Source organism: Paenibacillus sp. FSL R5-0345 (assembly GCF_000758585.1).
Taxonomy (GTDB): domain Bacteria; phylum Bacillota; class Bacilli; order Paenibacillales; family Paenibacillaceae; genus Paenibacillus_AQ.
Genome location: NZ_CP009281.1, coordinates 5791693 through 5805808, shown reverse-complemented (window position 1 = coordinate 5805808; position 14116 = coordinate 5791693). Strand labels below are relative to the sequence as shown.

The following is a 14116-nucleotide window of genomic DNA, read 5'->3' as shown; positions in this document are numbered from 1 at the left end:
GTCGTTTTTAAGAAGCCTGCTCAAATTGGCTGTTGTAAAGCTCTGCATAGAATCCGTTCTGTGCAAGTAATTCCGCGTGGCTGCCGCTTTCCAAGATATCGCCGTCCTTCAGGACCAGAATCACATCGGCATTCTTGATTGTTGAGAGTCGGTGTGCGATAACGAAAGAGGTTCTGCCTTCCATAAGCTTATCCATCGCCTGCTGAATCAGCAGCTCTGTACGGGTATCCACCGAGCTTGTAGCTTCATCAAGAATGAGCATCGGCGCATCCTTTAGCATCGCGCGAGCGATGGTCAGCTGCTGCTTTTGGCCGGCGGATAAATTGACCTTATCATTAAGGATAGTATTGTAACCATCACTTAAGGTTTGAATGAAGCGGTGCAGGCCAACAGCCTTGCAGGCTTCTTCAAGCTTCTCGTCTGTTATATTCTGCTGATTGTAAATCAGGTTCTCTTTGATGGTACCCTCAAACAGCCAGGTATCCTGCAGGACCATACAGAATAGATCATGAATGTTCTCTCTCGTAAGGCTGCTGATCGGCGTATCATCAATGTAAATTTCTCCGCCTGTTAATTCGTTGAAGCGGATGAGCAGATTAACGAGAGTGGTCTTCCCTGCACCGGTAGGTCCTACTATGGCAACTTTTTGCCCGGGCTTTACGTCTGCCGAGAAGTTTTTGATAATCAGCTTCTCTGAAGTCTCATATGCAAATTGTACTTGATCAAAACGTACTTTGCCTTCAGCAGTTGCCAGCGTGCGTTCTTTCAAGCTCTCGTCTTCCATTTCTTCAGCCTCTAGGAATTCAAATACACGCCCTCCAGCGGCGGATGCCGATTGCAAATTCTGTGCGGCTTGGGCGATCTGAGATAACGGCTGGGTAAAGTAACGTACATACATGATGAAAGCGACAATGACCCCGAATGAAATCGTACCATTCATGGCTAATACAGCACCCACGACACAGACGGCGACAAAGCCTAGATTACCAATGAAGCCCATAAGCGGTGGCATCAGTCCAGAGAGGAATTGCGCTTTGAAGGCGCTGTTCTTCAGCCCTTGATTCAATTCCTGGAAGGTAGTGCGCATCTGCGCTTCCCCGTTATATGCTTTTACAACGTTATGCCCTGTGTACACTTCTTCAACATGACCGTTGATTTTACCCAAATATTCCTGCTGACTGGCAAAATACTTTTGCGATTTCTTCATGATGATCGCCATAAGACCGAAGCCGATGATAGTTGCAACGACAGCGGTGATGGTCATGATCACATTGGTCCGGAGCATCATGATAATGGAACCGATGAACATGGCGACAGCGGTCACTACAGTACCGATGCTCTGATTGAGAGCCTGACCGATGGTATCCACATCGTTGGTAACCCGGGAGAGAATGTCCCCGGTTGCCGACTTGTTGTAGTAGGAGATCGGAAGTCTGTTCATTTTATGAGCCAGGTCGGTTCTTAATTTCTTGGAGACTTTTTGGGTAATATTCGACATGATCAACCCTTGTGAGAGTGACAACAACGCACCGACGCCGTAGATCACGACGAGGGTAATGCCAATGGCAGTAATGCCGTCCATATCGATGCCGCTGACGAGGCCGGCTGTAATCATGTCGGTGATCTCGGAGAGCTTATCCGGACCGAATAACGTGAGTACCGTTCCAGCCGCCGCGCAGATTAGCGCAATTACGATCACTGGAACATACTTGCGGCAGTAACGGAGCAGCTTGCTCCATGTATTCTGACTCTTATTCTTAATCTTCATTAGGCAAGCTCCTCCTTGGTCAGCTGTGAGTAGGCAATTTCCTGATATACGCTGCAGGTTTGCATTAATTGGTCATGTGTTCCGATACCGGCGATTTGTCCGGCTTCCAGAACAATGATTTTATCGGCGTCTTTGATTGTACCGATACGCTGAGCTACGATCAGCATTGTTGAGTCATGCGCGTCTTTTTTTAGCTCACTGCGTAATTTGCGGTCAGTCTTATAGTCAAGCGCCGAGAAAGAATCGTCAAAGATTAATATTTCTGGACGTCGTGCAATCGCCCTGGCAATCGACAGCCGTTGTTTCTGCCCGCCAGAGAGATTTGATCCGCCTTGGGCGATATGGGCATCATAGTTCCCCTCTAGCTTTTCTACAAATTCAGAGGATTGGGAAGTGTACACCGCATCTACAATATCTGAACTGAGGACCTGACCGGAGCCGTTCTCACCAAATGCAATATTGGAGGACACTGTTCCTCCAAACAAAACAGCCTTCTGGGAGACGTAGCCCATTTTATTCCGTAGCGCTTGCTGGTCGTATTCTTTAACATTGATGCCATTTACCAGCACTTCACCTTCTGTAGCATCATAGAAACGGGGAATGAGATTAACAAGTGTACTTTTTCCGCAGCCTGTTGATCCGATAAAAGCAATCGTTTCTCCCTGTTTTGCCGTGAAGCTGATGTTCTCCAACACATATTCCTCTGCATCTGGATATTTGAAGCTAACCCCCCTGAATTCAATTTCATCTTCTCGCTTCACAGGGAATTGAGTTACTGATCCATTCTTCAAGCTAGGTACTGTTTCTAGTACTTCATTGATACGCTTAGCCGACACTTGAGCGCGGGGCAGTAAGATAAAGATCATAATCAACATCATAAAGGCCATAACTACTTGCATGGCATAAGATGAGAATACGATCATATCTGAGAACAAGCCCATCTTGGCTGTCCCCTCGGCTGCTTGAATGAGCACGGCACCGATCCAATAGATGGAGAGGCTTAACCCACTCATAATCAAAGTAATACTTGGCATCAACATGGTCATAACATTGTTGGCAAATAGATTGGTACTGGTAAGCTCGTTGTTGGCTACAGCGAACTTCTTTTCCTGATATTGTTCGGCATTGTAAGCCCGGATGACACGAAGACCGTTAAGATTCTCTCTGGACACACGATTCAGATTATCTGTAAGCAACTGCAGCTTTTTAAATTTAGGCAGGACAAGCACGATACAGATCGCGACAATAATTACGAGGAGTGCGACCGCGACACCTGTAGAAAGGGTCCACTGCCAGCTTTTGCCGGAAATCTTGAGTAACGCCCACACTGCAAGGATTGGAGCTTTCACAAGCAGTTGTAAGCCGATCACAATCAGCATTTGTACTTGCGTGATGTCATTCGTGGAACGGGTAATTAGACTTGCTGTTGAGAAGTTGCTGATTTCCTCCATGGAGAAGGACTGCACCTTATCAAACAAATTGGAACGCAATCTTGCAGACAAGTCGGCCGCTATTCTCGCAGCAATGCCTGCTACAACCACCGAGGTCGCCAGACTGCCAAGAGCACAGATCAGCATCCAGCCTCCTGCCACAATGATCTCATTCATTTCGCTTCCTGGTGTCTGGATCAGCCGGGTAATATCACTCATGTAGTCAGGCAGTTCTAAATCCAGCCAAACTTGAGCGATAATGAACATGAGGCTGATGCCGAATAAGAACCATTCTTTGGGTTCCAGATTCTTGAGTAATTTCAACATAAGAATGACTCCTTTGCATTATCGTTGCTATGATCGTAACGGAGAATGATAAACTGAAAATTAACTTTTGCTATGAAATGAAAGAAGAGACCATCCCTTAAGCCATAGAATGACTGCTTGGGATAGCCTCTTATGTTTGAGCAGGATATACGTGAACACCTTAACATTTAATAAAAAATACACATAATCTATGAATTCTTCAATAAAATCTGCGCTGTTCTCATTTCTCCTTTTTTGATACATTGTAAATCCAACACTTTCATACATCCGTTGAGCAGGGTTTAGATCATCATTTGTGGTCACAATAATTTTTTTTACATCATTCTGGCTGATTCTATTAACCGCCTCTTGAAGCTGGATTTTACCATACCCATTGCCTTTATGTTTCGAAGCAATGCAATTATGCCCGATTTCTGCATACTCAGGCATGTTTCTAGGGTCCCACACCACAAATCCGATGGGTTCATCATTTACAGTTGTGATAAAAGCATATTTATCAGCAATTTGTAAATGGTCAAAGAAAAAGTTGTCACAATCCTGCCAATCAGAAATAGAGCTTTGTTCATATCTTCGATCAAATGAATACGCATCTGTCAATAATTCAAAGAGAATTCCCCGATTAAAGCTGCTAAGTTTTTTGAATTTTACACTCATTTATTTGTAGCCCCCATTTCTTTTCTTACCTTTTTAAAATCGGGGAGCAGTACAGTGAAAGTGGTTCCTTGCATTGGAACACTGTCGCAGGTGATGGTTCCATCGTGCAGCTCAATGATTTTTTGGACAATCGTAAGCCCCAAGCCATTACCGGCAGTAGAGTGAGAGGTATCCTGTTGATAGAACTTGTCGAAGACCTTGGGGAGTGCATTTGGACTAATGCCTACTCCATTATCACGGAACGTAATTTCGACCTGATCCTTCAACCGCCTCATGGTAACTTCGATTTCGCCGTGCTCGGGCGTGAATTTGATCGCATTGTCTAATAAATTTAGCCAGACCTGGCTCAACATCTCTTTATTCCCGGGTACCTCATAATCCTGCACGTTGGCTTTGAAGGAAATATGCTTTTTCGTAAGTTTAGTATGCTGTAGCAGGACGCATTGGCGAATTTGTTCTCCAACATTGAAGGGTTGTCGATCGCTTAATATCGCTTGTGCTTCCACTTTGGAGAGGTTCAGGACATTTGAGGCCAGAGCGGCCAGGCGGGTAGATTCTTCGATAACAATATCCAGATATTCATTCCGTTCGTCCTTGCTCAGCTCATCATCCTTCAGGATTTCAGCGAACCCTTTAATCGATACAATCGGAGTACGGAATTCATGGGAGAAATTGTTTACAAAGTCTGTACGCAGAATTTCGATGCCACCCAGCTCCTCAGCCATCCGGTTAATATTCTCGGAGAGAATCTTGAATTCCGGAGGGTGTTTGAGCTGTAGCCGCATGGAGAAGTCCCCTCCGGCTAACTTGTCAATGGCATCAATAAAGGTATGGATTGATTTCAGCATTCTACGACTGGTAATGATCGATATGACGGTACCGATAATGGTGCAGGCAATCAATATAATCAAGGTGAGAATTTTTTTGTCCTGGAGAATCCGCTCATCGAGCAGACCGAAGACTAGGGACAGATAGGTCAGGATTCCGGTGATCAGCATTGTAATGAGGAAAATGATGAATACACCAATCGAGAAGTAGATCGGCAGACTGATTTTGCTACTTAGCTTTTTGATCATGTTCTCACCGCCTTATAACCGAGACCGCGGACGGACACAAGTTCGAACTCCGGATAGTTTTCAAACCGTTTTCGCAAGCGATTGATGTGCACATTAACTGTAGTGTCCGTGGTTTCGCTGTCCATCCCCCAGATTTCGTCCATCAGCTGGATGCGAGTGAAAATGCGCTCCGGATAGGATAAAAGCTTATAGAGGAGATGGAATTCCTTTTGGGGAAGCGTCTGTTTTTCATTGTCTCGAGTTACTGTTAACGCATCGAAATCAAGAATGACTTTACCGACAACAAGCTTACGGGCGCTTACAATCTGTGAGCGGCGCAAAAGGGCTTGAATTCTCAACAGCATTTCTTCTGTATCCACAGGTTTGGTCATGTAATCGTCCGTTCCGAGGCGGAATCCTTTTTTCTTATCTTCTGGAAGCTGCTTGGCCGTGGCCATGAGGATCGGAATTGTGTTGTTCGCATTTCTTAGCTCTTCGGCAAATTCGTAACCATCCATCCCCGGCATCATGATATCGAGGATAATTAGATCGATAGGCTGGACTTCAAGAACTTCCAGTGCCTGGATGCCATTCTCAGCTGTTAACACTTTATAACCTTCCCGTTTTAGGACAGCGTTCATTAGTTTTCTGACATGCTTATCGTCTTCCACAACGAGGATATTAATCATGGTTTCACTCCAATAGGTTCCGGATTTAACCGCTTATCCCCATAATTCTAAAGGATAAAAGTGCTAAAGACAAAATCTTTAGCGGTTCTTTAGATTCCATTGCGTTCTTCCTAAACTCCCTCGGTGTAAGTATCCGATCGGGCACTTTTATGCTTAGTGGTATTAATCTTCTTTAAGGGGCAATCTCAGTTGAAATGTGAAGACATCATTAGTATGTTTAAGTGTTAAGGTTCCCTCGTGCAACTCAGCAATATTTCTAGCAATGGAAAGGCCAAGTCCAGCTCCTGTTTGAATTCCTTCGCTATTTCTTGAATGGTCAACCTTATAAAATCGGTCAAATAGTCTTTTCTCTTGATCTCGTGTAAGAGGAGTCCCTTTATTTTCAATTTCTATGGAAATGTGTTCACAATTTGTTGTCATCCGTATGTAAATGCTTCCAGGCTTGTAGGAATATTTTAATGCATTCATGAGAAGATTATCGATAGCTCTTGCCACTTTTTCGCTGTCAATTAAAGTGAATACTGGTAAATCGGAGAATCCTTTCACGAGATGTACACTATTTTCTTGAGCAATCGGTTCGAATTCAAATAACAACTGATTTAAAAGCTGAGATAAATCGATTTTTTCTAGTTTTATCCTGGATTCAACTGAAGTAAGCCTGGTATATTCGAATAAATCATCAAGTAACTTCTTCAAATGAACCGCTTTGTTGTAGGTGTTTTGAATGAAACGTGTGTATTCTTCTTTATCTTGAAACGAACCTGTTCGTAAGAGCTCAATGTATCCAATAATGCTTGTAAGAGGTGTACGTAAGTCATGTGAAATCCCCGTGATCATCTCCATCTTCGATTTTTCAATTTCACGTTCCTTGATGATCTGTTTTTCTAGTTGCTCTGCCATCCGATTGATGTTTAACGCCACCGATCCTAGTTCATCTTGTCGTTCAACAGCTACCCGGTAACTTAAATTACCTTCGGAAATAATTTGAAGTCCATGCTCCAATGCAATTAAATCTTTGACGATTCGTCGGGTCAAGGAAAAAAATGTAATCACAAAAATAACTAAAAACATTGGTGTAAGAAGATAGGCCAGAAAATTGAACAACCATTCCCATTTTGTTACATTGGCAAAGTGAAAGAATAGGAGGCTAAGTGAGGTATTAATTGCTATGGTAATGATTAAACTCAACACCATCCTGATTAAAATATTGGTTTGAATTCGTTTGTTTTTTTCTGGTTTTCGCTTAATTCTAGTCAATTTTATAGCCAACTCCCCAAACAGTCTTAATATACAAAGGTTCTCTTGGGTTCTCTTCTAATTTTTCTCTTAAGTTACGAATATGGACCATTACGGTATTGTCAGAATATCCATAAGGTTCTTTCCATACATTCTCGTAAATTTGCTCCGAACTAAAAACTTGCCCAGGCCGACTTGCAAGCAAAGTCAAAATCGCAAATTCAAGTGGAGTCAATGAAACATCGGCTCCCTTAATCTTCACAGAATGTTTATTTTTATCTATTATCAGGTCTTTGATTATAAGTAGTGAATTGAATTCTTCCTTCCCAATTAAGGACTGACGCCGTAATTGGGCTTTCACACGAGCCAGTAGTTCCAGAGGATTAAAGGGTTTGATCATGTAATCATCTGCCCCAGTAGTTAAACCTGTGATTTTATCAATGTCTTCCTGCTTGGCTGACAACATAATAATAGGAATATTCGATATTTCTCTTATTTTCAGACAGGCTATAATACCATCCATTCGCGGCATCATAACATCCAGGATAACCAATTGAATGGGTGTTGTTTGTATTGCTATCAGGGCCTCCTGACCATCTGCTGCTTCAAGCACATGGTAGCCTTCATTTCGTAAATAAACATGAATCACATCTCGAATTTCAGAATCATCATCCGCAATAAGGATTGTATTCATTAACTACAACGCCCCTTCTTCATTTATTTATAATAGTTCCCTTTTTACGACAGACATAGACTATAGCAGGGGGAAGATTAAAAGGCACGAATTCTATTTTTTCAATACTAAAATATTCGGATAATTGCTTCTTCATCTGAAGTGAATATTGAAATGCGACAAATAATCCTCCTGGCTTGAGCGCTTGATAAATCTGTTCCACTAAGGTATCTCTCAGTTCACGTTCAAAATTAAAAAAGGGCAACCCACTAAAAATACAGTCTAGCTGATGAATATCTAAATCCTTCATTCTTTCTACTAAATGAGAAGCATCTGAATAACAGGAGAAGTCAGGGTATTCTGTTTTTAGATTATTTCTCATGGTCTCATCCATTTCAAACAATAATACTTTTGTTGTTTTATTTATCTTAGTACTAATTGCACGAGTGATTGCACCTGTCCCTGATCCAAGTTCAGCAACGGCCTTAACCTCGGGCCATTTCGCTTTTTTAACCATGGAATCTGCGAGAAACCGTGAACTTGGTATAACACTACCAACCCGTTTTGGATGTTGAATAAAACTTCGTAAAAATAAAATGTTTTCATTGAAGCTCACTTAGTTTCCCTCCATTAATTTAAGATTTAATTGAAATTAGGGATTGAATAAATTTGATAGAATGTGATCCCCGAAGTACGTACCTGCCGAGAAAAACATTAAGGTCCAACCTAAAGCACTGGTATAAGAAATAAGAGCAAATCGTCTATAACTTGTACCGCTTAGTCCGATTAATAGAGGGATGATATATCGTACAACTGGGATAAACATGCCAATGTACATAGCCATATTTCCGTATTTTTTCAAGATCTGCTCTGCTTTTTGTAAATGTCTATTCTGCTGGAATCTGTTCTTCAGTTTTTGACCGGAGAATTTACCTGCAAGATAAGCAAGTGTAAAGGCTGTTAATAGCCCTGATAAAATGCAGAAGTAAGTCATCCATGAATTAATTACCTCCATATGGCTCAGGGTTGCTCCGGTGAGGATTGTAATTTCATTAGGGATTGGAATTCCAAAAGGTCCTAGAGTGAAAGCAAGATAAAAAATCAGATATCCATACTGATTGATTAGCTCTAAGATCGTATTACTGGCCAATATGACACCTCTTTCGCTCAGTTCAATACAGAAATCTTAACGAAAAATTCTGAGGATTTAGTGGTGAGAATTCTAAAGAAATCCTGAAGAGGTGTATGGGAATCCTATGAAGATGATGTTTATCCGGGATAAGCAAAGCGAAGTGTTCCTAGATCATAAAAATGTCTCGTCTGGATTATCAAGGTGAATAATTCTCAGTAGATGGATGGTGAGAGTAGATATTCAAAATATTAGTATTTATACAAAAAAGTCCTGATGATCAAGAAACTTTTGATCAATCAGGACTTTTTTATTTTCATACACCCGGGTAATACTATAACAATGGGCAAACTAGGTTGTCTCCCGTTGAATTAGTTGAAACGACAGTGGCTGCAGTTCCATCTCCCGCCCAAGTAGCACTGGAGCCAGCAGAAGAAAAGCGTTCTCTGCCTGTCCCGCAATCGGATTCAGAATGGTGGTGATTCCAAGGGTTCGCGACAGCTCTGAATGATCAAAACCAACGATGGCGAGATCCCTGGGCACGTCCAATTTCTGCCTGCGTGCTTCGCTGAGAATGCCCGCCGCGACCAAATCATTGGAGCACAAAATCGCGTCCGGCCGGTCTGTTTCATCCATAAGGGTGCGCAGTAACTGCTCTCCGTCGTGGATGCTGTAAATCGTAGAGTAATACCAATTCTCGACAACGGGAAGATTATATTTGGTCATGATGTGCTCATAGGCCAGGCGTCTGCTTTGGGTATTAATGCTGCTGGGACGGCCGAAGGCATTAGCGATACGCTTATAACCCCGCGCTATCAAATGCTCCAAAGCGAGTGCGTATCCATCATATTGGTTCATGGCAACGGACGGTATATCAGGATGGTCCATGCGCTGCCAGGATACGATGGGTCCGTATTTGCAGTAGGAAGAGATGACATTCTGTTCGTTAACGGAGGTCAGGATGAGCAGGGCGTCGACTCGTTTCATTTTGAGATCCTCAAAAGCCTGAAGCTCCTTTTGCTTATCCCCACCGGTAGTATAAATAATCGTCTGGTATCCGTAACGACCGGAGATTTCGACGAAGCTGTTCATAAAGCTCAGAATAAGCTCGTTTAAGTCCATGGTGATCATGCCGATTTGCTGCGTCTGACCTTTGGATAAAGAAATGGCATTTCGGTTAGGAACATAATCCGTTTCCTTCATAATGGCGAGAATTTTCTCACGAGTCTCCTTGCTAACATGAGGCGATTGGCTCAGGACGCGGGACACCGTGGCTTTGGAAAAGCCCGATAGCTTAGCAATTTCGTCAAGAGTGGACATCGGTTTGTTCTCCTTCACATGAATAATACTTGACATGTAACGCGTTCCAAGGTTTAGGATTCGAATTAGAGCAGTAATCCTATACTATCACAATAGCAAAGGCGGGAAAAAATATGGAATTGCAATTTCCAAAAGGATTCTTATGGGGCGGTGCTGTAGCAGCCAATCAGCTTGAAGGGGCGTATCAGGAGGATGGTAAAGGATGGTCCACCCAAGATGTTATGCCGAAGGGGATTAAGTCTGCGCCTACAGAGGTTCCTACTGACGATAATATGAAGCTGGTGGGAATCGATTTCTATCACCGATATAAAGAAGATATTAAGCTGTTCGCGGAAATGGGCTTTAAAGTGTTCCGGACGTCTATTGCCTGGTCCCGGATTTTTCCGAAAGGGGACGAGCTGGAGCCCAATGAAAATGGTCTGCAGTTTTACGACGACCTATTCGATGAGTGTCATAAATACGGCATCGAGCCACTGGTGACTATCTCCCATTATGAAACTCCGCTACATCTGGCAAGAGAATATGATGGATGGGTTAACCGTAAGATGGTGGATTTTTACGAGCGCTATGTAAGAACGATATATAATCGTTACAAGAACAAGGTTAAATATTGGCTGACCTTTAACGAGATTAACTCCATTCTTGAGTTTCCATTTATGAGTGGCGGGATCAATACGCCGTTAGAGAAATTGAGTAAGCAGGATCTGTATCAAGCTATTCATCATGAGTTCGTAGCAAGTGCTCTGGCTGTGAAGATCGGACATGAGATTAATCCAGACTTCCAAATAGGGTGTATGGTGCTTAGCATGCCGATTTATCCTCTCACTCCGCATCCGGACGATTTGATCAAGGTAATGCAAAGTGATCACAAAAATATGTTCTTTGCGGATGTTCATGCTAGAGGGTATTACCCTGGCTATATGAAGCGGTTCTTCAAAGAAAATGGGATTCACATTCATTTTGAGCCAGGGGACGAAGAGATTCTGAAGCATACTGTGGATTTCATATCGTTCAGTTACTATATGAGCACTTGTGAAACGGCTGATCCAGAGAAACAGATCAGAGGAGAAGGGAACCTGCTGGGTGGGGTGCCTAATCCGTATCTGGAAGCGAGCGAATGGGGCTGGCAGATCGACCCACAAGGCTTGCGTTATGTTATGAATATGTTCTACGACCGATATCAGAAACCGCTGTTTATCGTGGAAAATGGTCTTGGCGCTGTCGATCAGCTGGTAGTAGATGGGAACGGCGAAAAGGTAATAAACGACGACTATCGGATCAATTATTTACGAGATCATCTGGTTCAGGTCGCGGAGGCTATTGCCGACGGAGTGGAAGTCATGGGCTATACAAGCTGGGGCTGCATCGACTTGGTTAGCGCAACGAGCGCCGAACTAAAGAAACGTTATGGCTTCATTTATGTGGACCGTCATGATGATGGTTCAGGTACTCTTGAACGATACCGGAAGAAGTCCTTCCACTGGTACAAAGAAGTGATTGAATCAAATGGACAGAACCTGTTCTAGGATGTCGGTTGACATCATGAATTGAACATGTTAATTTGTAAATAACAATTAATCGGATATCAGGATTGCTACTGCATAGCAGGCAAAACCTAAGTTTCATTTATGTTTACGGGAGATTTCTCTCTCGTGCATAAATGTGATTTAGGTTTTTTTGCGTTCATTCCTTCTCGATTGATTAATATATCGGTTACCAAAGGGGTGTAGGATAATGAGTTATGAACAGCTGGGTAAAGACATCATTCAATCTGTCGGTGGAGAGAAAAATATTAACAACGTAATTCACTGTGCTACTCGACTAAGATTCACGCTTAATAATGAACAGAAAGTTGATAAAGAAAAGCTGGATAAAATGGAAGGGATTATTGGTGCAGTTAGCAAAGGGGGACAATTCCAAGTTATTGTGGGTACCCATGTTGCTGATGTTTATAAAGAGATAAGCAAATCCATATCCCCTAGTAGTAATTCTGGCGATAATACGGTTAAGAAACCTATAGGAACCCTGATTTTTGATGTGATTTCTAGAAGCTTCTCGCCTTTAATTGGTGCCTTAGCGGGTGCGGGTATGTTGAAAGCGCTATTAACTGTACTGACTTCGTTAAATGTTTTAGCAGCGGATGGAGAGACTTACAAAGTACTAGCCGGCGCTAGTAATGCCGTGTTTTACTTTCTGCCAATTTTCCTAGGCATTACGTTATCGATTAGACTTGGTGTAAATGCTTACGTAGGGGGCGCTATCGGTGCGGCTTTACTCGAACCAAATATTACGGGATTAGCCAGTATTGAATCTCCACATTTTCTAGGTATTCCTTTAGTAATGTCGGATTATTCATCGAGCGTTTTTCCGATTTTCATCGCTATCTGTATATATGCTTTATTAGATAAGCAGCTAAGAAAGTTTATACACAAGGATTTACAATTGTTCTTGGTACCTATGTTATGTTTGATGTTAATTGTTCCTTTAACCATTTTGGTTTTCGGACCGTTTGGAGTGAATGTAGGGAACTTAATCGGAGACGCTATTGTGTTCCTCAGCAGTAAGAGTGGTATTATTACGGGTGCAATTGTGGGGATTTCCTGGACGTACCTGACCGTGCTCGGTTTGCACTGGGGACTCGTTCCGATTATTCTTGAAAACATTGCTAAGGGTGGAGATCCGATCTATGCAATGGCAGGTATGGCTATTTTCGCTCAACTTGGTGTTGCCTTAGGTATTTTCTTGAAAACAAAAGACAAAAAGTTGAAAACATTGGCCGGAAGTACCTTTTTACCTGGCGCGCTCTCAGGCGTAACTGAACCTATTATTTACGGATTGCTGACACGTTACAAACGGACTTTTATTTATGTATCTATTGCCGGTGGTCTAGGTGGAGCGATGTCGGGTCTTGCTGGTGTAAAAATGGAAGTATTCGCATTTGTTAGCGTATTAAGTCTTCCTGCATTCTCACCTTTGGCTATTCAAGCGATCATAGCTCTTGGGACGATTATATTGGCTACGGTGATTACGATGTTCTTTGGTTTTGAAGACAAAAAGAAAGTGATCGCTGAGGAAGAAACAACGAGTTCTGAGAACAATGAGGTTATTCTGCCTCACGCTGTGAAAAGTACAACGGTTGCAAGCCCTCTTGCCGGTAACGTAATCCCATTATCCTCCGTAGATGATGCTGCATTTGCTTCTGAAGCAATGGGCAAGGGGATGGCAATTGAACCTTCAGAAGGTAAGCTGTACTCCCCAGTAAGCGGGGTTGTATCCACCATTTTTAGAACAGGTCATTGTATTGCAGTCGTATCGGATGATGGCGTTGAAGTTCTGATTCATATCGGTATAGAAACTGTGAAGTTAAAGGGTAAATACTTTGATGTGAAGGTGGAAGAAGGAGCAACTGTTAAACAGGGTGACCTACTGATTGAATTCGATCTCGAGCAAATTAAAAATGAAGGCTATCAAAGTACAACACCGATCATTATTACCAATACAGCTAACTATAGTGACGTTATTGGCACTAAAAAAGCAGCGATCACACCGGGCGAAGATTTGTTGACGGTAGTAGTTTGATTAGTGGCAGGCCATAAGAATTAAAACGAAATCGATCTCTTAGTATGGATGCTGAGAGGTCGATTTTTTTATGAAAAACATAATAAAAATATAGCTAGTTGCGCATAATGGAAAGGATTGCTAGATGCTTGTCGATTAAATAAGTCCATGGTATGATTTTTATAAATTAATAATTGTGGATTGTTACTGGTCGTGCAGGCAAAACCCGAAGTTAAGCCATTTGTTTAATGGTTACTTTTGGTTTTGCCTTTTTTAA

The 14116-nt window shown here is 42.4% G+C and carries 12 protein-coding genes; 2 read left to right on the top strand and 10 right to left on the bottom strand.

Going from position 1 to position 14116, the window contains the following annotated elements; translation table 11 throughout:
* Positions 1 to 7 precede the first annotated feature (7 nt).
* The 10 genes from R50345_RS25480 to R50345_RS25435 form a co-directional block, all read right to left on the bottom strand.
* Complete coding sequence (locus R50345_RS25480; RefSeq protein WP_042130982.1) at positions 8 to 1768, bottom strand: ABC transporter ATP-binding protein; 1761 nt, start codon at positions 1766 to 1768, stop codon at positions 8 to 10.
* A complete protein-coding gene (locus R50345_RS25475; RefSeq protein ID WP_042130981.1) occupies positions 1768 to 3525 on the bottom strand; it encodes an ABC transporter ATP-binding protein in 1758 nt (585 codons plus the stop codon). The genes R50345_RS25480 and R50345_RS25475 overlap by 1 nt, the downstream gene beginning before the upstream one ends.
* Before the next feature lie 60 nt (positions 3526 to 3585).
* The gene (locus R50345_RS25470; protein WP_081954191.1) at positions 3586 to 4179 is read right to left on the bottom strand and encodes a GNAT family N-acetyltransferase; all 594 of its coding nucleotides are present in this window, start codon (positions 4177 to 4179) and stop codon (positions 3586 to 3588) included.
* A complete protein-coding gene (locus tag R50345_RS25465) occupies positions 4176 to 5255 on the bottom strand; it encodes a sensor histidine kinase (RefSeq protein ID WP_042130980.1) in 1080 nt (359 codons plus the stop codon). Before R50345_RS25465 ends, R50345_RS25470 begins: the two co-directional genes overlap by 4 nt.
* Positions 5252 to 5923 (bottom strand): response regulator transcription factor, encoded by a 672-nt coding sequence (locus R50345_RS25460; RefSeq protein WP_042130979.1) that lies wholly within the window; start codon positions 5921 to 5923, stop codon positions 5252 to 5254. Before R50345_RS25460 ends, R50345_RS25465 begins: the two co-directional genes overlap by 4 nt.
* A 162-nt stretch (positions 5924 to 6085) precedes the next feature.
* Positions 6086 to 7180: a sensor histidine kinase gene (locus R50345_RS25455; protein ID WP_042130978.1), complete on the bottom strand. Its 1095-nt coding sequence runs from the start codon at positions 7178 to 7180 to the stop codon at positions 6086 to 6088.
* A complete protein-coding gene (locus R50345_RS25450; protein ID WP_042130977.1) occupies positions 7173 to 7853 on the bottom strand; it encodes a response regulator transcription factor in 681 nt (226 codons plus the stop codon). The genes R50345_RS25455 and R50345_RS25450 overlap by 8 nt, the downstream gene beginning before the upstream one ends.
* A 19-nt stretch (positions 7854 to 7872) precedes the next feature.
* Complete coding sequence (locus R50345_RS25445; RefSeq protein ID WP_042130976.1) at positions 7873 to 8448, bottom strand: class I SAM-dependent methyltransferase; 576 nt, start codon at positions 8446 to 8448, stop codon at positions 7873 to 7875.
* Between the two features lie 36 nt (positions 8449 to 8484).
* Positions 8485 to 8982 (bottom strand): DedA family protein, encoded by a 498-nt coding sequence (locus R50345_RS25440; RefSeq protein WP_042130975.1) that lies wholly within the window; start codon positions 8980 to 8982, stop codon positions 8485 to 8487.
* 330 nt (positions 8983 to 9312) lie between these two features.
* Positions 9313 to 10281 (bottom strand): LacI family DNA-binding transcriptional regulator, encoded by a 969-nt coding sequence (locus R50345_RS25435; protein WP_042130974.1) that lies wholly within the window; start codon positions 10279 to 10281, stop codon positions 9313 to 9315.
* 113 nt (positions 10282 to 10394) lie between these two features.
* Between R50345_RS25435 and R50345_RS25430 the strand changes: the two genes are divergently transcribed.
* Together R50345_RS25430 and R50345_RS25425 are read left to right on the top strand one after the other, a co-directional pair.
* Entirely contained in the window at positions 10395 to 11807 is a 1413-nt protein-coding gene (locus R50345_RS25430; RefSeq protein WP_042130973.1) for a glycoside hydrolase family 1 protein, read from the top strand.
* Between the two features lie 208 nt (positions 11808 to 12015).
* The gene (locus R50345_RS25425) at positions 12016 to 13860 is read left to right on the top strand and encodes a beta-glucoside-specific PTS transporter subunit IIABC (RefSeq protein ID WP_042130972.1); all 1845 of its coding nucleotides are present in this window, start codon (positions 12016 to 12018) and stop codon (positions 13858 to 13860) included.
* The last annotated feature ends 256 nt before the right edge of the window (positions 13861 to 14116 follow it).

Bases quoted from the DNA above. Each gene is read 5' to 3' on its own strand.
- R50345_RS25450 (WP_042130977.1), bottom strand. From the start codon at position 7,853: ATGAATACAATCCTTATTGCGGATGATGATTCTGAAATTCGAGATGTG.
- R50345_RS25475 (WP_042130981.1), bottom strand. From the start codon at position 3,525: ATGTTGAAATTACTCAAGAATCTGGAACCCAAAGAATGGTTCTTATTC.
- R50345_RS25435 (WP_042130974.1), bottom strand. From the start codon at position 10,281: ATGTCCACTCTTGACGAAATTGCTAAGCTATCGGGCTTTTCCAAAGCC.
- R50345_RS25430 (WP_042130973.1), top strand. From the start codon at position 10,395: ATGGAATTGCAATTTCCAAAAGGATTCTTATGGGGCGGTGCTGTAGCA.
- R50345_RS25465 (WP_042130980.1), bottom strand. From the start codon at position 5,255: ATGATCAAAAAGCTAAGTAGCAAAATCAGTCTGCCGATCTACTTCTCG.
- R50345_RS25480 (WP_042130982.1), bottom strand. From the start codon at position 1,768: ATGAAGATTAAGAATAAGAGTCAGAATACATGGAGCAAGCTGCTCCGT.
- R50345_RS25425 (WP_042130972.1), top strand. From the start codon at position 12,016: ATGAGTTATGAACAGCTGGGTAAAGACATCATTCAATCTGTCGGTGGA.
- R50345_RS25470 (WP_081954191.1), bottom strand. From the start codon at position 4,179: ATGAGTGTAAAATTCAAAAAACTTAGCAGCTTTAATCGGGGAATTCTC.
- R50345_RS25460 (WP_042130979.1), bottom strand. From the start codon at position 5,923: ATGATTAATATCCTCGTTGTGGAAGACGATAAGCATGTCAGAAAACTA.